The sequence below is a fragment of the Synechocystis sp. PCC 6803 substr. PCC-P genome (assembly GCF_000284455.1).
In the GTDB taxonomy this organism is placed as follows: Bacteria; Cyanobacteriota; Cyanobacteriia; order Cyanobacteriales; family Microcystaceae; genus Synechocystis.
The window spans coordinates 3,201,704-3,224,161 of record NC_017039.1 but is presented as its reverse complement, the minus strand read 5'-3'; the positions used below and the strand labels follow the sequence as shown (position 1 = coordinate 3,224,161).

Sequence of the window (22,458 nt, the reverse complement as noted above, 5' to 3'; positions counted from 1 at the left end):
TCAATTCAGAAGAAAATTAATGAAAACTAGTCATTTTCTCAGTTTAATTCGCCAGGAAAAACGGCAATTTGCGGTGATTGGCCTGGGTCGGTTTGGTCGGGCAGTGTGCGAAACTCTCCATGTCAATGGCTATGAGGTGTTGGGCATTGACCAAGATCCCAAACTGGTGGCGGAAGTGTTGGCGGATCGGGTGGTGGGTAACGCCATTAGTCTCGATTCCACCGATGATACGGCCCTACGGGAGGCTGGCATTTTTGAGATTGAAACGGTGATTGTGGCGATTGGTAATTACCTCAAAGAAAGTATCATTACCTGTCTTAACCTCAAGGAAGGGGGCGTAAAATCGGTTGTAGCTAAGGTTTCTTCCGACACCCACGAAAAAATCCTCAAGCGCCTGGGGGTTGATTTAATTATTTTTCCCGAGCACAAAGCCGGCCAAGATTTAGCCTATACTCTCACCACCCCGGCGATCGTTGACCGGTTTAAGTTAGATCCCAACAACAGCATTGTAGAAATTCTCGTCCCCGAAGAATTTTGTGATAAAACCTTGGCCGAACTGCAACTGCGCAAAAACCATGGCGTCAGTGTTCTGGCAGTGGGCCATGAAGAAAAATTTAAAATTAACCCCCCTCCTCAGGAACGATTACACCGGGGGATGATTCTAGTCCTCCTAGGTTCTAACGAAGACATCGGCCGCCTAGTTTAGTTTTTAGGTATTGCTTTTGCGATGACAAATTTCTTTCAACTGAGAATAAATAAAAAATTAAATTAGAAACTCATGAAATCTATAGATGCCTATGCAATTTTCTATTTTCGAGTTAGAAGAATTGGAAAAATCTCGCCGATATTAGTAGATTTTTAGTAATAAGACTTAGCGAGAAATCATCATTTTACTGGTGAACTTTCAGTTATTTAATCGCAGCTTTGAAGATTTTATTTTTTCTTGGCTATAACTTCAATCAATGGGAGGATAACATTTTTTTTGTTACTAACGTAAAAATGGTAGCAAGAGCTATTTTGCTGCAATTAATTCTTTTGTTATTTTCAAATAACTTAATACATGCACAGGAAATAGATCTTGAAGAAAATAACTCTTCAGATCAAGATATTCCAGTGACTGTAAGCAATCTACCTATTAATCAACATTCAAAACCGGTGTTAATCCAGGAAAATACTCTAATCGATCCGAGCAATTTAGAATATGAAGAAAAAATCATTCATCTTGAAACTAATTTTGAATTAAGCTCCAATTCATCCCTAACATTAAGCTCTTTCATTTCACCTATATTAATAAAAGAAGATTATCTTGTTGTATCAAATGAAAGCCCTCACTCAAATCTAGAACTAAGTCTTGCTTCACAAGGTTATCAGCAGACGAATGAGCAGAATATTCTCCATGACTTGGATCATAATGAAACAATCATTGACTCTCCTGTAAACTGGTGGAATTTAACTGACAAATATTTAGCTCTTTCTCCTTTTTCTTGGCATATAGACTACACAGAACCGGATGTTAATAATTTTCCTATGGGGGCTGGAGCTGCCTACGATTTTGAAATTATCAATCCTAATTATGGTTTTTTCAATCACCTAGTCCAAGATTCCATCGTTAGTTTAGAGTTTAATATTTTTAGAGATTCTGATTTTGGCTATCCAGCGGGCTACGTTGGTCTTAGTTTAAGAAGAAATATTTTTGCCAGTCCCATTCAGGTGGGCTCTGCCATTGGATTGCTCCATACAACCCAACTCCAAGAATTATCGGGCAGTCCGGTGCTTCCTTTTATGTTGCCCTTCCTACAAACTGACTTTGATATTCCAGTCAATTTACGAATAGTTTATATTCCATCTTTTGCGGACTACAATAGCCAACAAGTTTTCTTTACTTTAATGATCAAAGTTAATTAATATTAAACCTGTAGTTCCGATAAAACTATGGGAGTATTTTACTCTATCGAAACTCTCCCTCTTGGGCAAGCCGAGTGGAATGGGGAAATTTCATCTGATTATTAGACCCCAGTACGATAATGGCAACCCACAGTGAAAACCAATAGTGATAACTAAACGATCGCCGATCGCCGTTTAGCCATCGAACAGACTTGATAGTCGAGTTTAGAAAGCCCTTGACGAGGATTGAACTCGTGACCTCACCCTTACCAAGGGTGTGCTCTACCACTGAGCTACAAGGGCAAAAGGGATGGGCCGAGCTGGATTTGAACCAGCGTAGGCATAGCCAGCGGATTTACAGTCCGCCCCCATTAACCACTCGGGCATCGACCCATTGCTTTCACGATTAGCCATCATAACACCTTATTGTTGATGGTCAAAATATTTTTTTCTGGGTTGGTCAGATTTTTGTCTGGTTTGCTGGGAATCGCTTCCTGTGTCGGGATTGGTTACCCTAGGATTGGCTCGGTGCCGTGGTTTAATAGTGGCACCCACTGTCCCTCTCTCTCTAGTTCTTTGGGGTTTATGAACAAACGCCGCATTATTGAAGTTCTCCGCCACGGTCAGGCCGATGACCAAGTAATGGTTCAGGGATGGTTACGCACTAAACGAACCCTCAAGGATTTTAGTTTTGTAGAAGTTAATGATGGCTCTAGTTTGGCTAACCTCCAAGTGGTGCTGGATGGAAGTTTAGCGGATTACGATCGCCTATTATCCCAATTACAGACAGGGGCAGCGCTGGTGGTGGAGGGAAAATTGGCCCCTTCGCCGGGAAAAGGACAACGGGTGGAGTTAAAAGCAACCAAACTCGAATTGTTGGGGGGAGCAGACCCTGGCAGTTATCCCCTCCAGAAAAAACGTCACAGCTTTGAATTTTTGCGGACCATTGGCCACCTGCGCCCCCGCACCAATACCATCGGTGCAGTTATGAGGGTGCGTAACGCTTGTGCCACCGCCATTCACCAATTTTTCCAGGAAAGGGGTTTCCTCTGGGTCCACACCCCGATCATTACCGCCAGTGATTGTGAAGGGGCAGGGGATTTGTTCAAGGTCACCACATTGGATTTACAAAGGGTGCCCAAAAATGGCGAGGGCATTGATTACAGTCAGGACTTTTTTGGTAAACAGGCCTATCTAACGGTGAGTGGCCAACTGGAAGCGGAGGTGATGGCCCTAGCGTTTCAGAATGTTTACACTTTTGGTCCCACTTTTCGGGCGGAAAATTCCAATACGTCCCGGCACCTGGCGGAATTTTGGATGGTGGAACCAGAAATGGCCTTTTGTGACCTAGAAGGCGATCGCCAATGGGCAGAGGAATTTCTGAAGTACATTTTTAAATTTGTGCTGGAAAAATGCCCAGAGGATATGGAATTCTTTGACCAACGCATTGACAATACAGTGTTAGCCACCGCGGACAATATTATTAATAATGAATTTGCTTGGTTGACCTACAGCGAAGCAATTAAATTACTGGAAAAGGCGGATCAAAAGTTTGAATATCCCGTTGCCTGGGGAGTAGATTTACAGTCGGAACATGAGCGCTATTTAGCAGAAACCGTGTTCAAAAGACCAACTATTGTGACGGATTATCCTAAAGATATTAAAGCTTTCTATATGCGCTTAAATGATGATGGCAAAACCGTCGCTGCTATGGACATTTTAGCCCCCAAAATTGGTGAAATTATCGGCGGTTCCCAACGGGAAGAACGACTAGATATATTAACTCAACGAATGCAGGAACAAGGGGTCCCAGAAGAAGATCTATGGTGGTATCTTGACCTACGTCGTTATGGTTCTGTACCCCATGCAGGATTTGGTCTGGGCTTTGAGCGCATTGTCCAGTTCATGACCGGCATGGCTAATATTCGGGATGTGATTCCTTTTCCCCGCACTCCCATGAATGCAGAATTTTAAAGATTTGAGGAATTTTAGTCATTGAAAAGCTTGAAAATCTGTGATGTTCTTGTCTAAAACCTTGACCAGCTTGGGGCAGTGGCCCCATTCTTTGCCTCGCATTTCCCTCATGGACCGCTATGTGGCCAGGCAACTGATTCCCCCATTTTTATTTAGCGTCGGGGTGGTGGCCAGTTTAGGGCTGGCGATCGGTAATTTGTCCGATTTAGGCAACAAAATTGTTGAAAAGAATCTCCCAGTGGCCAAGGCGGCAGAAGTACTACTGCTTAAAGTTCCGGAGTTCCTCGCTTACTCTTTACCTGTGGCGGTGATGCTAGCTACGATGATGACCTTTGGTCGCCTTAGTGGAGATTGTGAAATCATTGCCATTCGTAGTTGTGGCGTAAGTTTGTACCGTCTGATCCTGCCGGCGGTGGTATTGAGTCTGCTGGTAACGGGCTGGGCCTTTGTGTTGACTGAATGGGTAGTGCCGGTGGCTAACTATCGAGCTACCAGTATCCTCATTGAATCCATCGATGAGGAGCATCCTTTTTGGCAAAATCGGGATGTTTTTTACCCTGAATTTGAAGAAATTAAGCTCGATAATGGTCAAACGGCACGGCGGTTAAAAAGTTTAGTTTATGCAGAAAAATTTGACGGCAAAGAAATGCAAAACTTAACAGTATTGCAATGGACAGAAAACCATCTTAAACATATTGTGCTTTCCGATAATGCCACTTGGAATAATGACAATAAACGCTGGGATTTCTTCCATGGTACTGTGTATCGCTTGACGGAAACCGAGGATTATCAAGAGGCGGTTCCCTTCACCAATAAACAGATTGCTTTACCCCAATCGGCCTTTGATTTTGCTCGCCAGGGACGAGATCCCTACGAAATGACCATTGCCGAAGCCCAGGACTATATCAAAATTTTGAAGTTAATTGGCGATGAAAAGAAAACTCAATTTTTTCAGGTTAGGACGGAACAAAAATTAGCTTTTCCCTTTGTTTGCATTGTATTTGCGGTGGTGGGTTCGGCGATCGGAGCTAGGCCCCAAAGGATAAGTCGGGCCACGGGCTTTGGTTTAACCATTGTGATTATTTTTGCCTACTACATACTGGGATTTTTCAGTGGTAGCTTAGGCATTGTTGGGTTAATTTCTCCCACTTTGGCTGCCTGGCTGCCGAATTTTGTCGGTTTGGGAGTGGGAATTTGGCTGTTATATGAGTTTAACCAGGGTTGAAGTTTACTCTAAAAATCTTCTAAGCCAGTAGTTTTGAGGGGGATTGAGTTGAATTTTCAGGGCTTTCTGGTGTCTAATAGGAACAGTTAAGGGAATAAAAAGAAAGGTCAAGACTTGGTTTGCCAACACATTTTTAAATACCTGTTAAATACCTTGGGCAGCACTTCGCAATTGTTCAATTTCCTCTGGGTTTAACTGCCACCCCAAGGCTCCGGCATTCTGTTGAGCTTGGGAAGCATTTTTTGCCCCCGGAATGGGAATAACATTTCCTTGGGCTATGAGCCAATTGAGGGCAATTTGGGCAGGGGTTTTGTCATGTTTATCTGCCAGGGTATCCAAGAGGGTAAGTAAGGGAGCTAATTTTCGCAATCCTTTGGTACTAAAACGGGGGTCAAGACGGCGGGCACCCTGGAGACTGGGAGAATTTTCGGGGCGATATTTGCCGGTGAGTAGCCCCTGAGCTAGGGGACTATAGGCCAAAATAGTGACGTTGAGCTGGCGGGCCTGGGTCAAAATACCGTTGCTTTCAATCTCCCGGTTGAGCAAAGAATAGGGAACTTGATTGCTAGCGAGGGGAATGCCTTGGGCTGCTAAACATTCGTGGGCGATCGCCATTTGCTGGGCGGAATAGTTACTAACTCCTACGGCCTGGATACGACCCTTTTTGACCTCGGCGGCCAACACGGCCATGAAATCCGGTGTTTTGAGCCAAAATTCTAGGGGCCAATGGATTTGATACAAACAAATGGTGTCCATTTGCAAACGTTCCAGACTGGCAGTTAAAGCTTTAGTGATGTCAGAACGCTGCCAACGCCATGGCAAGGGAAAGTATTTAGTCGCAATTTCCACTTTTTGGGTTTTTTCTCGGCAAAAACGGCCAATGAGGCGCTCTGATTCCCCAAAACCATAAATTTCAGCAGTGTCAATTAAGGTAACTCCGGCCTCCAGGGAAGCATGAAAAGCCCCCTCTACTTCTTGCGGGCCAAAGTCCTTACCGTAGGCCCAAAACAGGGTGTCTCCCCAGGACCAAGTACCCAAACCCAGGGGAGCAATGGAGGGGCCGTTGGGGCCAAGGCGAATAGTTTCCATGGGGGGGTTGAAAGAAATCTAGAACTAGCTCGCAAAACTGAGCCATATTTTCCCCGATGATAAACCAGTATTTCTGGAAAAGCTTGCCCACAGAGGGGAGAGGATGGGGAAATGGGAGAATGATTTTAATTGTTTAATTGATCGTTCGAAAACAGCGGAACCAATCACAAGGGCAAATGACCATGGCTAACTGGGAAAACTTTCTCAAAAATTTAGGGGAATGGCAGGGCAGTTTTACCCGCTTATCTCCCCAAGGAGAAATATTGAGCAATACTCCTTCCATACTCACCCTGGAAGGATTGGATGATGACAAGTTAGTCAAGTTTCGCCTGCGGCGCTACGATAATCCCGATTACCAAGACCCTCCCACTCAGGACTATAGCCAGGATTACCGTTCCCTAGGGCGACAAATCATTTTCTTTGGCACCGGTGCTTTTTCCAAAGGGCCATGGCAGTTGGCTCCCTTCAGTGAGTTTGGGGCGGAATTTGGCTTTGTGGATGGCGATCGCCGTATGAGATTCGTGCAATTGTATGACAAAGGATTAAGCTTAGCTAGCCTGACGTTTATCCGAGAATTTCGCCGGGGGAGTGATGCCCAGGAAAGACCAGCATTAAAGGTGGAGCAACTATTGGGCACTTGGCAATGCCAGGTTTATACTGGCTACCCCGACTGGCGAGAACCGGAACTGAGCACTATGGAAATTAGCCTGAGTCAAACGGGGGATTCCGTGGAACAACGGGTGACTGTGCAAGGACAAACTTCAGTGATGCAAGGGAAAGTGATGGGCGATCAGATTCATTTTCTTGGCCCCAACCCCAGCAAGGTTTTACTACTACCAGACGGCGCTTCTTCTTGCACCCCCGATCGCCTGCAATTGGGACAACCCTTTTCGGGGGAAGTGGGCTGGTTGGTGCGCCCCAACGAACGACAAAGGCTGATCCGTTACTATGACAATAGGGGGGCTTGGACCCATTCCGCTTTTGTTGTTGAGCATCGTCAGTAGGTGCCGGTTTCCTTTCACCAGCCGCTATGAAAAATCGCTTTGTTGCCCTAATTTTTGCCCTTTTGTTTGGCAGTTTTGGACTACATAAATTTTATCTAGGCCATATATTTGCGGGCATAGCCTATCTCATCTTTTCTTGGACAGGTATTCCCACAATATTGGGGTTTATTGATGTGATTATCCTTGGCACCATGGATGAGAGAAAGTTCAATGCCATCTACAACCACAAACATTACCTAGCCTCCCCTCCTACTCCGATAGTTACGCCCCCGCCAGTTAACACCACAGAACGGCTGGATGTGCTGATTATTAAAACCTGTGCCGCCAAGGCGATCGGCGCGACAGTCAGTGAATGTATTGTGGCCACTGGCGAAGATCCCCAAAAGGTGAAAGAAACCATTGATGTTCTTTGTCGTAAGGGGTTCCTATTGCCGGATAACCGGGAAGGGGACTATGCAGTGGTGTACCGACCAATTTAGCCAGTGTGGGCTAGAAGTCCAGATTATCCCAACTCTTTGTTACGAAATTCTTCTATCCCGTGGGGAATGGTTTTAATCATCTGATCCCGGAGAATTTGGCCGTCCTGGAAAGAAATGATTCGTTCTCCATGGCTAGCCACATCAGCTTCGTGGGTGACCACCACAATGGTAATGCCCGTGCTATGGAGCTGTTCAAAAATGGCTAACACTTCCTCGGTGGTGTGGGAATCCAATGCTCCAGTGGGTTCGTCGGCCAGCAGCAACAGCGGCTCGTTGACAATGGCCCTGGCGATCGCCACCCGTTGTTGCTGTCCCCCGGACAATTGATTGGGACGGTTATGTAACCGTTGACTCAGACCAACTCTAACCAAGGCGGCAATGGCCTTTTCCTTCCTGGTTTCCGCTGGTATGCCCGCATAGATCATTGGCAACATGACATTTTCCAGGGCGCTCATCTGGGGCAACAGGTAAAATTGCTGAAAAACAAAGCCAATTTTGCGGTTACGAATTTTGGCCAACTGATCGGCACTCAAACCGGATACATCTTCCCCGTCAAGAAAATAGTGCCCCAGGGTAGGACGGTCTAGGCAACCAATAATATTCATCATGGTGGATTTCCCCGATCCGGAAGCCCCCATAATGGCGCAGTAACTCCCCCGTTCGATCGCCAAACTAACATCGGCCAAGGCCCTGACCTCCGTTGGCCCTGCCCCATAAATTTTTGATACTCCCTCTAGGCGTAGTAGTGCATCACTAGGGTGGGAATCCTGGCGATCGCCTTTGCTGTCCGGGGAGTAAATCACTAACGAGTTTGAATCAAGCATGGGAGCTATCTAGAGCGAACGGCAAACAACAAGAATATTAGTTGTGTTTATCATCATAACGACTTTGATGTTCTAGAATTTTCCTGGGGGACTGCCCAGTAACAGGAACAATAGCCTATCAATAACTAGCTAATAATTATAGTTTTTGCTCACTTCCCCTAGCTGATCTCGACTAATTCTGACTTTTGCCTGGAGAAACCACCATGCGCTGCCCTTGGCTATTAATTCTTAGTTTTTTTTTCTTTCCTGCCCTGCCTATAGCCAAGAACAGGTAGAAATTATTGATAGCGCCGTCGGAGAGTTGGAAGCGGGGGATTTAAGTGCGGACAATGGAGTAATTTTTGACCTTTATCCCCTCAAATTAACGGCGGATCAGCCCGTCTTAATTTACCTAGAAAGCCAAGATTTTGATCCTTATTTAATCTTGATGGATGGGGAAGGTAATAAGTTGGCAGAAAATGATGATTTATATGACACTAATGCGGGGATTTTAATCAATCAAATCGATCCCCAAGGGTATGGGGTAGTGGTTACTAGTAATAAATCAGGGGTAACGGGAAAATATAAACTGCAAATTATTCTGCCCGATGCTAACCAACTAGTCGAAATCCAAGGGCATCAATCCTTAATTAAAGCCCAGGCCATGATGGATGAAGGTTCAAAGGAATCCTTACTCCAGGCCATCGAATTATTTACCCAAGGTTTGGAATTTTATCGGCAAATAGGCATTGTTAATCGGGAAACAGTATTTGCTCTCAATCGTTTAGGCACCATCTATTCTGACTTTGGCGAAAAATCCCAAGCTCTGGCCTATTATGAACAAGCGATTCCCTTGGCCCAACAGTTGCAAGATAAGGCCCTAGAGGGAGCTACCCTAAATAATATTGGTAGTATTTATAATGCCTTAGCAGATCGAAAAAAAGCCATTGATTTTTATCAACAGGCTCTGGTTTTAATCCGTCAAGCTGGCGACAAAACCGAAGAAATGACCACCATTAATAACTTGGGAGTAGCCTACGATAACTTAGGAGAAAGTGAAAAAGCTTTGCAATATTACGCTGAAGCCCTAGCCTTAGGAAAAAGCCTCAATGATTTAGAAACCATCGGCACTAGCCTCAGCAATATTGGCTTGGCTTATAACAACTTAGGAGAAAGGGAGAAGGCACTGGAATATTACCAAGAAGCCCTAACCATGTCCCGTTCAGTGGGCGATCGCCAGGGGGAAGCAGTGCGTTTAAATAACATTGCTTTGGTGTACGATGGCTTTGGCGAAAAGGATAAGGCTCTGCAATATTACATCGAATCTTTAATCATTGCGGAGGCGGTGGGGGACCAATCCCTCCAAGGTTCAGTCATTAGTAACATCGCCTTAGTTTTAGATGGATTGGGGCAAAAAGCCCAGGCCCTAGAATATTATCAACAGGCTTTGGAGTTAGCCCGATTGGTAGGTGATCGCTCTGGGGAAGGGATACGACTAAATAATATTGCATTGCTCTATGATAGTGTTGGTGAAAAAGATGAAGCTTTAACCTACTACAAAGAAGCCCTAAAAATATCCCAAGAAACTGGCGATCGCCTGGTGGAAGGAGCAATTTTGAGCAATATTGGTTACGTGTATGACGGCTTGGGTGAACTTAATCAAGCCATGGACTATTATCAACAAGCGTTAGTCCTACGTCGGGAAATTAAAGACCGGGATGGGGAAGCTTTAACCTTAAATAATATTGGGACAATTTACTATGCCCGTGAGGATTATGACCAGGCATTAAATTACTACGAACAGGCTTTGTCCCTCAGTCGAGCAGTTAAAAATGTGGGGCTAGAAGCAACCATTCTCAGCAATATTGGTTACGTCGAATTTGATCAAAGAAAATATGACAAATCTACCTTATTTTTAACCCAAGCTATCGATTTATTTGAATCAATTAACAGCGAAGATTTAAGTGATGAACTAAAAGTTTCCTACTTTGATACCTATCTGTACAATTATTTTCGTTTACAGGAAAGTTTAATTGCCCAAAATGAACCCGCTGTAGCTTTGGAAGTTGCTGAACGGGGCCGGGCCAGGGCCTTAGTAGAACTGCTCAATAAACGTTTTGCCCGAGATGCTAATTTTATCCCCACCGAAAAACCCACCATTGCCGCCCTGAAAAAAATTGCTGGCGATCGCCAAAGTACCCTGGTCACCTACGCTCTGATTCCCACCAAGGATCTCGCTTCCCCAATCAAGCTGTACATCTATGTCATTGCCCCCAACGGCACCATGGAATTCCGCCAGATGGACTTCAACCAAGATTTGCAAGACGTGGATTTTGTGCAGTTACTCCAAACCACTAGACAATCCGTCACCAGGCGATCGCCTTCTGATATCATTGCCCGCCGCACCGCCCAGGAAGCCAGCGCCTCCCTACAACAACTTCACCAAATTCTGATCGACCCCATTGCCGACCTGTTACCCAACAATGCCGATGCCCCTATTATTTTTATTCCTCAGGGAGCCTTATTTGGCATTCCCTTTCCCGCTCTCCAGGACAGTAATGGTCAGTATTTAATTGAGAAACACACCATCCTCACGGCCCCTTCCATCCAGGTACTAGCCCAAACGGCCCAACAAAAACAACGGCTCAAACAGCAGGCATTAAATCTGACCCCGGCCCTAGTGGTGGGCAATCCCTACCCCTATCCCGATAACCTCGATAATTTAACCAATGCCGCTAATGAAGCAAAACAAATTGGTCAACTGTTGGGGGTGCAACCCCTAATCGGTAAACAAGCTAGGGAAGCAGCGGTCTTGGCCCAAATGCCCCGGGCTGAAGTGTTGCATTTTGCCACCCATGCCAGCTTTGACGAGCAAAACGGTTTGGAAAGCGCCATTTACCTGACGGCGGAACCGGACCAAAGCAAAGAAGATTTACTGAGCACCCCGGGGCGCATCACAGCGGCGGAGATTTTTGACCATTTTGAAACTAACCCCCTCCATGCGGACATTGCCATCCTTAGTGCCTGTGACACAGGCCAGGGAGAAATCACCGGCGATGGGGTAATCGGCCTTTCCCGTTCCCTAATTGCGGCGGGGGTACCAAGTATTTTGGTTAGCCTCTGGAGTGTGGATGATGCTTCCACAGAAAAACTGATGACCGAGTTTTACCAAAAATGGCAACAGCAGGGATTAGGCAAAGCCGCTGCCCTCCGCCAAGCCATGCTCCAACTCAAGGAAGAGTATCCGGAGCCCTATTATTGGGGCGCTTTTACCCTAATCGGGGAAGCAGAGTAATTATTCTTTTTCCCTGGGCCTGGGGAAATTAATCCATTGTCAAAGCCACTTTTAAGGAAAATTTGACCGGTTAAATTTCCATCTGGAGATATTTAGCCACCGTTTGTACGTCCTTATCCCCGCGGCCGGAGCAGTTGATCACAATCCGCTCGCCATTTTTCAGTTGCGGGCAGAGAGTCTCTAGGTAGGCAAAGGCATGGGCAGTTTCCAGAGCAGGAATAATTCCTTCCAATTGCGATAATCTCTGCAAAGCGGTGATCGCCTCTTGGTCGGTGACACTGTAATATTCTGCCCGTCCCGCATCCTTGAGATAGCTATGTTCTGGGCCCACACCGGGATAATCTAAACCAGCACTAATGGAATGGGCTTCCGTTACTTGACCCTCCTTATCCTGGAGTAAATAACTCATGGCCCCATGTAACACCCCCGGTTTACCCATGGTTAAAGTGGCCGCATGCTTACCGGAGACAATGCTTTCCCCTGCCGCTTCGATACCAATTAACCGCACTGCTGGCTCATCAATGAAATCGTAGAACAGCCCCATGGCGTTGGAGCCGCCCCCCACACAAGCCAGCAAGATATCCGGCAGACCGCCCCATTTTTTCAATGCCTGTTGGCGAGTTTCCTGGCCAATGACCCGGTGGAAGTCCCGCACCATCATGGGGTAAGGATGGGGTCCGGCCACAGAGCCAAGAATGTAATGGGTAGTTTCCACATTGGTGACCCAATCCCGGATTGCTTCAGAGGTAGCATCCTTGAGGGTTCCAGTGCCCGCTGTGACTGGTTGCACCCTGGCCCCCAGCAAATTCATGCGAAAGACATTCAGCTTTTGCCGCTCCATATCCTGCACCCCCATGTAGATGATGCATTCCAAGCCAAAGCGAGCACACACCGTAGCCGTTGCCACCCCGTGTTGACCAGCACCAGTTTCGGCAATGATCCGCTTTTTCCCCATGCGTTTGGCAAGGAGAACCTGGCCCAGGGCGTTATTAATTTTGTGGGCCCCCGTATGGTTTAAATCTTCTCGTTTGAGGTAAATCAAAGGATAGGTTCCGTCGGGACGGGCGTAATGGGCGCTTAATCTTTCCGCAAAATATAGGGGAGAGGAACGGCCCACATAGTCTTTTAATAACCCCGCTAACTCTTCCTGAAAGGAACTCTCCGCCCGGTAGCGATAGTAAGCTTCCTCCAACTCCGTCAGAGCCGGCATTAAAGTTTCAGGCACATATTTGCCGCCATAATTGCCAAAACGACCCAGGGCGTCGGGATACTGATGACTAGGGGCAGAAAGAGGGGAAGTAATGTTCACGGACAGTCAGGAAGGGAATTGGGAAAGTTTTATGGTCGGGTCAATTTGTAACAGCTATTGGGGAGCTAATACAGCGGTTAAATAGGGTCACTGGCGGAAGGACGACGGTTAATTACCTGGTCAATCAAGCCATATTCCTTCGATTCCTCAGCGGACATAAAGAAATCCCGTTCCGTATCGGCGGTAATTTCCTCTAGGGATTTGCCAGTGTGGTTGGCCAAATGTTGGTTAAGTAGTGCTTTAAGATAAAGAATCTCTTTGGCTTGAATTTCAATATCCGTGGCTTGGCCCTGGGCTCCCCCTAGGGGTTGGTGAATCATGATGCGGGAGTTGGGCAAACTCATGCGCTTACCTTTGGCTCCAGCACTAAGGAGAAAAGCCCCCATGCTGGCCGCTAAACCGATGCAGATGGTACACACATCGGGGCGGATCTGGTTCATGGTGTCGAAAATTCCTAGTCCTGCCGACACCGAGCCTCCGGGGGAGTTGATGTAAAGATAAATGTCTTTTTCCGGATCTTCCGCTTCCAAAAACAGCAGTTGGGCAACAACTAAATTGGCGTTCTCATCCCGGACTTCTTGCCCCAGGAAGACAATCCGCTCCCGGAGTAGGCGGGAATAAATATCAAAGGCGCGATCGCCACGCCCAGACGTTTCAATGACGGTTGGAATCATGGGGAGATGGTGTTGTTACCGTAGTATTCTCCCTAGATTGTGCCATATTCTCCGCTTCTAGGGATTGGGAGCCAGGGGATTAGGCAGGGGTAATAACTTGATGGTGTAGATATTCCAGCAATTGGACTAGAACTGCGCCCATGGTGGCAAATCTAGCTTGGTTATCGGCCAAAATAGTGGTGGCATCCTGCACAAAGGGGCCAAGGATCAATTCATCAGCACAATTGTCTACTAAAGCCTGGGCCGCTGTGGGGGTAGTTTCCAAATGGCATTGCAGACCGATCGCCGATCGCCCAATTTGGAAAGCCTGATGCTGACAAGCTTGGCTGGAGGCAATTAACTCTGCCCCTGGGGGTAAATCAAAGGTTTCACCGTGCCAGTGGAAAACTTCAAGGCTGGGGGGAAACTGGAATGAACCTGACTGTGATTTACCTTCTTGCCCCATGATGGGAAACCAGCCAATTTCCTTGACAGCGTTGGGATAAACTTTTGCCCCTAGGGCATTGGCCATGAGTTGGGCCCCCAGGCAAATACCTAATATCGGTTTCCCAACGGCGATCGCCTGACGGATGAATTCCTTTTCCTGCACCAACCAGGGATATTGCGCCTCATCGTTGACACTCATGGGGCCGCCCAGGACAATCAACAGGTCAATGGCGTCCAAAGAAGGAAGGCTAAAAGATGGCTGAAAAAAAGCGGTTTGACTGATGGCGTAACCTTTAGCCCTGAGCCAACGTTCAATGGCACCAAGATTTTCAAAGGGAACGTGCTGGAAAAAGTGAGCTTGCATATGGTAATTTTCTGGAAATATTCTGGAAATGCTACGGAATTACCCAAGCCAGTGCCGAGGAACGAAATTATTTATAGACCACTGGCGATCGGCATGGTAACAGTAGGTTCCATTAACCAACTGCATTGATTCTAACTAGATCACTCCATTGGGCAACGGCGTTAATGCACTGACTAAATTGACAGGAAATAAGTTACATCTATGACCATTGAACTGTCTATTGTGATTCCAATGTACAACGAGGAAGATAACCTTGAGCATTTATTTGCCCGTTTGCTGGAGGTGCTGACTCCCCTCAAAATTACCTACGAAATTATTTGTGTTAACGACGGTAGTAAGGATAAAACCCTCAAACAATTAATTGATTGCTATCAAAGTAATCGCCAAATTAAGATTGTTAATCTGTCTCGTAACTTTGGCAAAGAAATTGCCCTTTCCGCTGGCATTGATTACGCCCAAGGCAACGCTGTTATTCCCATCGACGCCGACCTGCAAGATCCACCGGAATTGATCCATGAGTTAGTTGATAAATGGCGGGAAGGTTATGATATTGTCTATGCCACCCGTCGTTCACGGCAGGGGGAAACGTGGGTAAAACAATTCACCGCCAAAATGTTTTACAAAGTGATTGGGCGCATGACGGAAATTAAAATTCCTCCCAATACTGGCGATTTTCGTTTAATGGACCGCAAGGTGGTTAATGCGATTAAGCAGCTACCGGAAAGAACTCGCTTTATGAAAGGTTTATTTGCCTGGGTGGGTTACCGCCAAACTTTCGTTTTATTTGATCGGGAACCCCGCTTCCAAGGACAAACAAAATGGAACTATTGGAAACTCTGGAATTTTGCTTTGGACGGCATTTTTTCTTTTAGTTTACTTCCCCTCAAAGTCTGGACTTACCTTGGATCAATCATTTCACTGTTATCCTTAGCCTACGCTAGCTTTTTGATTTTGAAAACCATAACCCTTGGTGTTGATGTGCCAGGCTACGCCTCCCTAATGGTGGCTATCTTATTTCTTGGGGGAGTGCAGTTAATTAGTTTAGGCGTGATTGGGGAATATTTAGGTCGGGTTTATGAAGAAGTAAAAGCTAGACCTTTATATTTAGTTAGTGATCTTTGGGGACTAGAATATTTGCCATTGGAAAAACTTAATTAGGCGGAAATATGGCATTTTTATGGCCATTGATTACCCTGGAAGTTAGTGTTGATAGTCGATAAATTCTATTGTATAAATCACTTAGGGCAACTAATCTAATATACTGGTTACATCGGGGCTTATCATGGGGCATTATTGTCCAGCCCAGCCCTTAGTTTTTGATTATTTAACGTTCACTTCCCCTAACATCATCGTCCATGGTATCGATTCTGACCCAACTTAATGATCACTTTGCCCAAGCTCTGGAAGGTCAGTTTCCATCTGATGTTACCCTACCCACTCCCCTAGTGGTACCGGCTTCCAATCCTAAATTTGGTGATTTTCAATGCAACATTGCCCTGCCCTTAGCTAAGCAGTTGGGTCAACCGCCCCGGGCGATCGCCATGGAGATTGTGGATAAAGTTAATTTAAGCGAAATTTGTGAACCGTTAACCATTGCTGGGCCAGGTTTTATTAACATCAAGTTATTGCCTGATTATCTGGGGGAACAATTAATTAAACTTCAGCAAAATCAACAGTTAGGAGTGTCATTAGTTAAAGGCGAAGAACGGATAGTGGTAGATTTTTCAAGTCCCAATATTGCGAAGGAAATGCATGTGGGTCATCTCCGGTCTACCATTATTGGGGATTGTTTAGCTCGGGTACTGGAATTCCGAGGCTATGATGTTTTGCGCCTCAACCACGTGGGAGACTGGGGCACCCAATTTGGTATGTTAATTACCTATTTAAAAGAGGTTTATCCAGAGGCATTAGTGACTGCGGATGCGCTGGATATTGGCGATCTAGTCACCTTTTATAAGCAAGCTAAACAAAGATTTGACCAAGATGAACAATTTCGGGAAACTTCCCGTCAAGCGGTGGTTGCGCTCCAGGCAGGGGATGCGAAAAGTATTAAAGCTTGGCAATTACTTTGTGAGCAATCTCGACGGGAATTTCAACTGATTTATGACTGCTTAGATATCACCATTGAGGAACGGGGAGAATCATTTTATAATCCCTTTTTGCCCGGTGTGGTGGAACTATTGCAGGAAAAAGATTTGCTGGTGGAAGATAACGGTGCTCAATGCGTTTTCCTCGATGGCTTTACTAATAAGGACGGCGATCGCCTACCGTTAATAGTGCAAAAATCCGACGGGGGTTATAACTATGCCACCACGGACTTGGCCGCATTGAATTATCGCTTAAACACCGATGGCGCTGAGAAGATCATTTATGTCACCGATGCGGGGCAAGCTAATCATTTTGCTCAATTTTTCCAGGTAGCTGAAAAAGCTGGCATTCTGACTGACCCGACTCAAGTAGTCCATGTGCCGTTTGGTTTGGTCAAGGGGGAAGATGGCAAAAAACTAAAAACTAGGGCGGGGGACACCATTCGTTTAAAGGATTTGCTAACGGAAGCCGTAACTCGAGCAAGACAGGATTTAGAAACCCGTTTAACAGCAGAAGAACGATCAGAAACTGAAGAATTTAAGACGGAAGTTGCCCAACGGGTGGGCATTGGGGCAGTGAAATATGCCGACCTTAGCCAAAATCGCACCAGTGATTATGTGTTTAGTTTTGACAAAATGTTGGCTCTCCAGGGCAATACGGCTCCCTATATGCTCTATGCCTACGCCCGCATTCAAAGTATTAGTCGGGAAGGGGGCATTGATTTTGCTCAGATGGACAGCGGTGAAATTGTGTTGACTGAACCAACCGAGTTAGTTTTGGCTAAAAATCTTTTACAATTTGCTGACGTAATTGAAACGGTGGAAATTAGTTTATTACCCAATCGCCTTTGTGATTATCTTTACGAATTAAGCAAAGTTTTCAACCGTTTTTACGAAAATTGTCCAGTATTGAAGGCAAGCGATCCCCAGCGCGGTTCCCGTTTATTGCTCTGTGATCTCACAGCCAGAACGCTGAAATTGGGTCTGTCTTTATTGGGCATTCCGGTTTTAGACAGGATGTAGCATGAATAATAATTCCTTGACTGATTTAGACCAAACTTTAGATATTATTAGCGCGATTCAAGAAGATTTAAATTATCAGCAAGCCCAGGCTAGTTTGACGGCGATCGTTGAACAAATTGATCTCGATACTACGGAAAAACAGGGACTGGAAAAGGAAATTAGCCACCTCTGTACCATGCTAGAAAATTTAAACCAAGGAGTAGTGCAAATTGCGGCTTTTGGTTTAGTGGGAAGGGGGAAATCTTCCCTGCTCAATGCTCTTTTAGGTGAGCAAGTTTTCACCACTGGGCCAGTCCATGGTGTTACCCAGACCCAACAATCTGCTTCCTGGCAACTGAACCAAGCTGACGGATTGTCCACCGTTACCATTTCTGGTTGGGGCAATGCCCAATTACAATTAATTGATACACCGGGCATTGATGAAGTAAAGGGTCAAGAACGGGAACAATTGGCGATCGCCGTGGCCCAACAGGTAGATTTAATTTTGTTTGTCATTGCCGGGGATATGTCCCAAGTGGAATTCCAAGCCTTGTCCCGATTGCGGGCGGTGGGCAAACCCATGTTGCTAGTATTTAATAAAATTGATCAATATCCGGCGACGGATCAGCAATTAATTTATGAAAAAATTCGCGATGAACGGGTGAAAGAATTATTGTCTCCAGAAGAAATTGTCTTAGTTTCTGCCAGTCCCTTGGTGACAGAATTGAGGGAAAATACCCAGGGAAAATTGGAGCGTTACCAATATCGGGGGGAAGCAAAAGTTGATAATTTGCGCTTAAAAATCATTGATTTATTGCAACGGGAAGGGAAATCTTTAGTAGCTTTAAATACTTTACTTTGTGCTGATAATCTGAATGATAAATTAGTGCAACAAAAAATGCGTTTGCGGGACAGCCAAGCCAATACCATTCTCCAAAAAGCAGTAATGGTCAAGGCGACGGCCATTGCTCTCAATCCGGTGACCGTGCTGGATTTATTCAGCGGAGCAGTGGTGGATGTGGCTCTGATTATTTCCCTTTCCAAGCTGTATGGTTTGCCCATGACCCAAACGGCGGCGATCGCCCTGTTGCAAAAAATTGGGGTGAGTATGGGGGGCATCACTGCCAGCGAATTTTTGGCGGGGTTGGGCCTTAGTTCCCTCAAGGGTTTACTCGGTTTGACGGTGCCCTTAACCGGGGGATTGGCCTTGGCCCCCTATATTTCCGTTGCCCTCACCCAAGCTAGTGTGGCCGGAGTGTCCACCTTGGCGATCGGTCAAGTGACCAAAACCTATTTAGCCAATGGGGCCGCCTGGGGAGAAACGGGGCCAAGGACAGTGGTGCGGGATATTCTCAACTCTTTGGATCAAAATTCCGTTATGGCCCGCATTAAGCAAGAACTGCAGGAAAAATTAACTCCAGAAAGAATTGTGTCCCCCTCTCCTTGACCATAGTTACAGCCAAAAAAGAAGGAAAACAATCATCCCTAAGATTGATAAACTGGGATATTACAAGAGTTATTGATACTTTTAGGGTTTTGCTTTGCCCCCGGTTGTTGTAGCTCCGATGTCCGACCAGTCCGACTAAATTTTATCTGTATTAAAAATCCCCCTGCCATGCTCTCCACTGAAATGCCCCTTCCAACCACCGGAAGCACCTTATTAAAAACCCCGGCCTCCCCCTCCCCCAACCAAAATCTTTTACCGTTGACGGCCGTTATTAATAAAAACGGTGAACTAGAAATTGGTGGTTGCTCCGTCCCAGCCTTGGTGGAACAGTTTGGTTCTCCCCTCTACATTTTGGATGAAACCACCCTGCGGCAAGCGGCCCAGCAGTATCGTCAATCCTTCCAAGCCCACTATCCGGGTTCCAGTCAAGTAATCTACGCTTCCAAAGCCTGGAGTTGTTTAGCCGTAGTGGCGATCGCCGCCCAGGAAGGGTTGGGATTTGATGTCGTATCCGGCGGGGAATTATTCACCACGGTTTCAGCCCTGAAGCAATTAGGCTGGGACGAAGCTGAGATTGCAGAAAAAATTTACTTCCACGGCAATAACAAATCGGTGCAGGAACTCCAAGAGGCGATCGCCATTAACTGCACCATCATTGTCGATAACTGGTTGGAACTGGAAACCCTGACCAAACTAGCGGCCGACTCAGGGGCACCGGTAAAGATTATGTTGCGCCTCACCCCAGGCATCGAATGCCACACCCATGAATATATTAAAACGGGGCATCTGGACAGCAAATTTGGCTTTGATCCCAACCAACTAGAAGCGGTTTTCACCTACATTGCCCAACAACCCTCACTCCATTGTCTCGGACTCCATGCCCACATCGGCTCCCAAATTTTTGAGCGTCAACCCCACAAAGATTTAGGGGAAGTGTTAGTGCAATGGTTTACCAAAGGCTTGACCTACGGCTTGCCCCTGACGGAATTGAACATCGGCGGTGGCCTAGGGATTTGCTACACCGAAAGTGATGATCCCCCCAGTATCGAAGAATGGGCCCAAGTGGCGGCCATCTCCGTTGCCAAAGCCTGCGATCGCCAGAACATCCCCTACCCCAAACTGATTGCTGAGCCGGGACGTTCCCTGGTGGGGTCTGCCTGTGTAACGGCCTATCGGGTGGGAGGGCGTAAAGTTGTGCCCAATATTCGCACCTATATTTCCGTCGATGGCGGCATGTCCGACAATCCCCGCCCCATCACCTACCAATCGGTGTATCGCGTTGCCCTAGCCAACCGGATGAACGACGAAATTACCGAAACTGTCACCGTGGCCGGGAAACATTGTGAGTCCGGCGATATTCTCGTTAAGGATGTGGCCCTACCCGCCGCCGAACCAGGGGACATTATGGTAGTGGCTGCCACTGGTGCTTATAACCACAGCATGGCTTCCAACTACAACCGTTTAGGTCGCCCCGCCGCTGTACTAGTAAACCAAGGACAAGCAAACCTGATTCTGCAACGGGAAACCTACACCGACCTATTGCGCCAGGATTGTCTACCCAACCGTCTACTGTCCTAAACCTTTCCCTACCCCCACCCTAACGACCATCTCCCCTTACCCATGTCGGGCTTTCCCCCGGATCTTACTTCCCTGCTCCCCTTTTTCCATGGCGCCCTCGATCTTGGTTTAGTCATCGGTTTGTTTTACCTACTAAGCCGGGTCTTTGGCGAAAATCAAATCCTGTGGATTATGCGGGGACTGTTGGTGTTGATGGTGGCTCAACTGGTGAGCGATCGCCTGCATTTAGAATTGTTGAAATTTGTGCTGGAAAAATTTGTCTTGGGTACAGCAGTGGCCTTGGCAGTGATCTTCCAGGCAGAACTGAGGCGATTTTTAGAACTGCTTGGCCAGGGGAGATTTTTAGAATTACTGCGGCGGCGTAGTTCTAGCCCCCCCAGCACCGATGCCATTGACGAAATTGTCGATGCGGTCAAGGAACTGTCCCAAAATCGGATTGGCGCCCTCATGGTGATGGAAGCCCAGGGCATTCTAGACAGCCGTATTTTCCTCAATCGGGGAGTCGCCATTGACAGTAAGCTGTCGAAGGAATTGTTACAAACCATTTTCCAGCCCAAAACCTTGCTCCACGATGGGGCCATTTTTATCAGGGGCTCCCGCTTAGTAGCCGCCGGGGTTATTTTGCCCCTCTCAGAACGCAGTGCATCCCGCCAGTTGGGCACCAGGCACCGGGCCGCCATGGGCATTACCGAAAAAAGTGAAAATTGTCTTTGTATTGTCGTTTCCGAGGAAACCGGCTCCATTACCCTGGCCCAGGGGGGAAATCTCAACCGTCCCCTCACTAGCAGTAAACTAAAGGAATTGCTAGAAACTGAATATGCCCCCCCCACGGAGCGGGAGTCCGTTACCCCCCAACTTAGCCGCCTGAGCCGTAGCCTGAGTAACCAAAGTTGGGGAATACTCAGGCGTTTGCTTTGGCTGCCTTCCTCAACTGCCCAAAACGACAAAAAATGACTATTAAACCTGTCATCTTAGAAACATTACCGCCGGATTTGGACCAGCAACGGTTACCCCAACATGTGGCGGTCATCATGGATGGGAATGGCCGCTGGGCAAAACAAAGGGGTATGCCAAGGATTATGGGCCATCAACGGGGGGTGGACTCCCTAAAAAATTTGTTGCGTTGTTGCGATGATTGGGGCATTGCGGCCCTGACGGCCTATGCTTTTTCTACCGAAAATTGGGGCCGTCCCCTGGAAGAAGTGGAATTTTTGATGACCCTGTTTGAGCGGGTGCTACGGCGGGAATTAAAGGAAATGATGGCGGAAAACGTCCGCATTCGTTTTGTCGGTAATCTGACTTCCCTGCCCCGTTCCCTCCAGGATGAAATTGCCCGCTCCATGGAAGATACCAAAAACAATACGGGGATCCGCTTCACTGTGGCCACCAACTACGGCGGCCGCCAAGAAATTGTCCATGTCTGCCAGGCGATCGCCAGGGAAGTACAATCGGGGAAATTAGACCCAGAAACCATTGATGAAGGGGTGGTGGAAAAATATCTCTATACCGAAGGTTTATCCCATCCCGACCTGCTTATCCGCACCAGTGGAGAATTGAGAATCAGCAACTTTTTGCTCTGGCAAATGGCCTACGCCGAAATTTACGTCACCTCCACCCTCTGGCCCGACTTCGATCGCCAAGCATTCCATTTAGCCCTACGAGACTATCAACAAAGACACCGTCGCTTTGGTAAGGTTTAGATTCACTGCCCAGAAATTAAATTTGACTGGTTCCACTGGCCCATCAGGCCGGCCAAAATCGTAAAGTGTAAAGGTTAAACAAACTTTAAACCGCCTGCGATAAAATCAACTAGTTTTC

General features: G+C 46.7%; 20 protein-coding genes and 2 tRNA genes. 14 read left to right on the top strand and 8 right to left on the bottom strand.

Translation table 11 applies throughout. The features are described 5' to 3' along the window. Window positions 1-19 precede the first annotated feature (19 nt). Window positions 20-706 carry a TrkA family potassium uptake protein gene (locus tag SYNPCCP_RS14965; protein ID WP_010874070.1) on the top strand — a complete coding sequence of 229 codons (687 nt, stop codon included), beginning with the start codon at window positions 20-22 and terminating at the stop codon, window positions 704-706. Window positions 707-924: 218 nt separating this feature from the next. Next, window positions 925-1,905, top strand: coding sequence for a hypothetical protein (locus tag SYNPCCP_RS14960; RefSeq protein ID WP_020861966.1), 981 nt, complete (start codon window positions 925-927; stop codon window positions 1,903-1,905). Between the two features lie 210 nt (window positions 1,906-2,115). Here SYNPCCP_RS14960 and SYNPCCP_RS14955 read toward each other — a convergent pair. The 3 genes from SYNPCCP_RS14955 to SYNPCCP_RS17810 form a co-directional block, all read right to left on the bottom strand. Next, a tRNA-Thr gene (locus tag SYNPCCP_RS14955) sits at window positions 2,116-2,187 on the bottom strand. Window positions 2,188-2,195: 8 nt separating this feature from the next. Then, a tRNA-Tyr gene (locus SYNPCCP_RS14950) sits at window positions 2,196-2,277 on the bottom strand. A gap of 30 nt (window positions 2,278-2,307) precedes the next feature. Continuing rightward, on the bottom strand, window positions 2,308-2,439 hold the full coding sequence (locus SYNPCCP_RS17810) for a hypothetical protein (protein ID WP_255345222.1): 132 nt from the start codon (window positions 2,437-2,439) through the stop codon (window positions 2,308-2,310). A gap of 30 nt (window positions 2,440-2,469) precedes the next feature. Here SYNPCCP_RS17810 and asnS point away from each other — a divergent pair, with 30 nt between their 5' ends. Together asnS and SYNPCCP_RS14940 are read left to right on the top strand one after the other, a co-directional pair. Further along, window positions 2,470-3,858, top strand: a complete 1,389-nt coding sequence (gene asnS / locus SYNPCCP_RS14945) for an asparagine--tRNA ligase (RefSeq protein WP_010874068.1) — start codon at window positions 2,470-2,472, stop codon at window positions 3,856-3,858. 43 nt (window positions 3,859-3,901) lie between these two features. After that, entirely contained in the window at window positions 3,902-5,083 is a 1,182-nt protein-coding gene (locus tag SYNPCCP_RS14940) for an LptF/LptG family permease (RefSeq protein ID WP_041425860.1), read from the top strand. Window positions 5,084-5,227: 144 nt separating this feature from the next. On the opposite strand, the gene SYNPCCP_RS14935 is transcribed toward SYNPCCP_RS14940, so the two are convergent. Further along, window positions 5,228-6,172 (bottom strand): aldo/keto reductase, encoded by a 945-nt coding sequence (locus tag SYNPCCP_RS14935; protein ID WP_010874066.1) that lies wholly within the window; start codon window positions 6,170-6,172, stop codon window positions 5,228-5,230. A 182-nt stretch (window positions 6,173-6,354) separates the two neighbouring features. Here SYNPCCP_RS14935 and SYNPCCP_RS14930 point away from each other — a divergent pair, with 182 nt between their 5' ends. Together SYNPCCP_RS14930 and SYNPCCP_RS14925 are read left to right on the top strand one after the other, a co-directional pair. Further along, window positions 6,355-7,176 (top strand): DUF3598 family protein, encoded by an 822-nt coding sequence (locus SYNPCCP_RS14930; protein WP_020861968.1) that lies wholly within the window; start codon window positions 6,355-6,357, stop codon window positions 7,174-7,176. A gap of 26 nt (window positions 7,177-7,202) precedes the next feature. Next, on the top strand, window positions 7,203-7,655 hold the full coding sequence (locus SYNPCCP_RS14925; RefSeq protein ID WP_010874064.1) for a TM2 domain-containing protein: 453 nt from the start codon (window positions 7,203-7,205) through the stop codon (window positions 7,653-7,655). 23 nt (window positions 7,656-7,678) lie between these two features. Here the strand turns inward: SYNPCCP_RS14925 and SYNPCCP_RS14920 are convergent, their stop codons facing one another. Next, on the bottom strand, window positions 7,679-8,479 hold the full coding sequence (locus SYNPCCP_RS14920) for an ABC transporter ATP-binding protein (RefSeq protein ID WP_010874063.1): 801 nt from the start codon (window positions 8,477-8,479) through the stop codon (window positions 7,679-7,681). Between the two features lie 301 nt (window positions 8,480-8,780). On the opposite strand from SYNPCCP_RS14920, the gene SYNPCCP_RS14915 reads away from it, so the two are divergent. Beyond that, complete coding sequence (locus SYNPCCP_RS14915; RefSeq protein WP_020861970.1) at window positions 8,781-11,753, top strand: tetratricopeptide repeat protein; 2,973 nt, start codon at window positions 8,781-8,783, stop codon at window positions 11,751-11,753. A gap of 70 nt (window positions 11,754-11,823) precedes the next feature. Here the strand turns inward: SYNPCCP_RS14915 and trpB are convergent, their stop codons facing one another. The 3 genes from trpB to SYNPCCP_RS14900 all read right to left on the bottom strand — a co-directional run bounded on the left by trpB (window position 11,824) and on the right by SYNPCCP_RS14900 (window position 14,526). Next, window positions 11,824-13,062 (bottom strand): tryptophan synthase subunit beta, encoded by a 1,239-nt coding sequence (trpB, locus tag SYNPCCP_RS14910; protein ID WP_010874061.1) that lies wholly within the window; start codon window positions 13,060-13,062, stop codon window positions 11,824-11,826. A gap of 77 nt (window positions 13,063-13,139) precedes the next feature. Then, window positions 13,140-13,736, bottom strand: coding sequence for an ATP-dependent Clp endopeptidase proteolytic subunit ClpP (gene clpP / locus SYNPCCP_RS14905; RefSeq protein WP_010874060.1), 597 nt, complete (start codon window positions 13,734-13,736; stop codon window positions 13,140-13,142). Between the two features lie 79 nt (window positions 13,737-13,815). Beyond that, window positions 13,816-14,526: a gamma-glutamyl-gamma-aminobutyrate hydrolase family protein gene (locus SYNPCCP_RS14900; protein WP_010874059.1), complete on the bottom strand. Its 711-nt coding sequence runs from the start codon at window positions 14,524-14,526 to the stop codon at window positions 13,816-13,818. Here SYNPCCP_RS14900 and SYNPCCP_RS17805 point away from each other — a divergent pair, their 5' ends adjacent. The 7 genes from SYNPCCP_RS17805 (at window position 14,527) to uppS (ending at window position 22,340) form a co-directional block, all read left to right on the top strand. Beyond that, entirely contained in the window at window positions 14,527-14,655 is a 129-nt protein-coding gene (locus SYNPCCP_RS17805; protein WP_255345218.1) for a hypothetical protein, read from the top strand. A gap of 72 nt (window positions 14,656-14,727) precedes the next feature. After that, on the top strand, window positions 14,728-15,684 hold the full coding sequence (gtrB, locus tag SYNPCCP_RS14895; RefSeq protein WP_010874058.1) for a glycosyltransferase GtrB: 957 nt from the start codon (window positions 14,728-14,730) through the stop codon (window positions 15,682-15,684). Between the two features lie 197 nt (window positions 15,685-15,881). Continuing rightward, window positions 15,882-17,636 carry an arginine--tRNA ligase gene (gene argS / locus SYNPCCP_RS14890; RefSeq protein WP_010874057.1) on the top strand — a complete coding sequence of 585 codons (1,755 nt, stop codon included), beginning with the start codon at window positions 15,882-15,884 and terminating at the stop codon, window positions 17,634-17,636. Window position 17,637: 1 nt separating this feature from the next. Further along, window positions 17,638-19,062 carry a GTP-binding protein gene (locus SYNPCCP_RS14885; RefSeq protein WP_010874056.1) on the top strand — a complete coding sequence of 475 codons (1,425 nt, stop codon included), beginning with the start codon at window positions 17,638-17,640 and terminating at the stop codon, window positions 19,060-19,062. Between the two features lie 168 nt (window positions 19,063-19,230). After that, window positions 19,231-20,640: a diaminopimelate decarboxylase gene (gene lysA / locus SYNPCCP_RS14880; protein WP_010874055.1), complete on the top strand. Its 1,410-nt coding sequence runs from the start codon at window positions 19,231-19,233 to the stop codon at window positions 20,638-20,640. A 42-nt stretch (window positions 20,641-20,682) separates the two neighbouring features. Beyond that, on the top strand, window positions 20,683-21,594 hold the full coding sequence (gene cdaA, locus SYNPCCP_RS14875; RefSeq protein WP_010874054.1) for a diadenylate cyclase CdaA: 912 nt from the start codon (window positions 20,683-20,685) through the stop codon (window positions 21,592-21,594). Next, window positions 21,591-22,340 (top strand): polyprenyl diphosphate synthase, encoded by a 750-nt coding sequence (gene uppS, locus SYNPCCP_RS14870; protein WP_010874053.1) that lies wholly within the window; start codon window positions 21,591-21,593, stop codon window positions 22,338-22,340. Before cdaA ends, uppS begins: the two co-directional genes overlap by 4 nt. Window positions 22,341-22,458 lie beyond the last annotated feature (118 nt).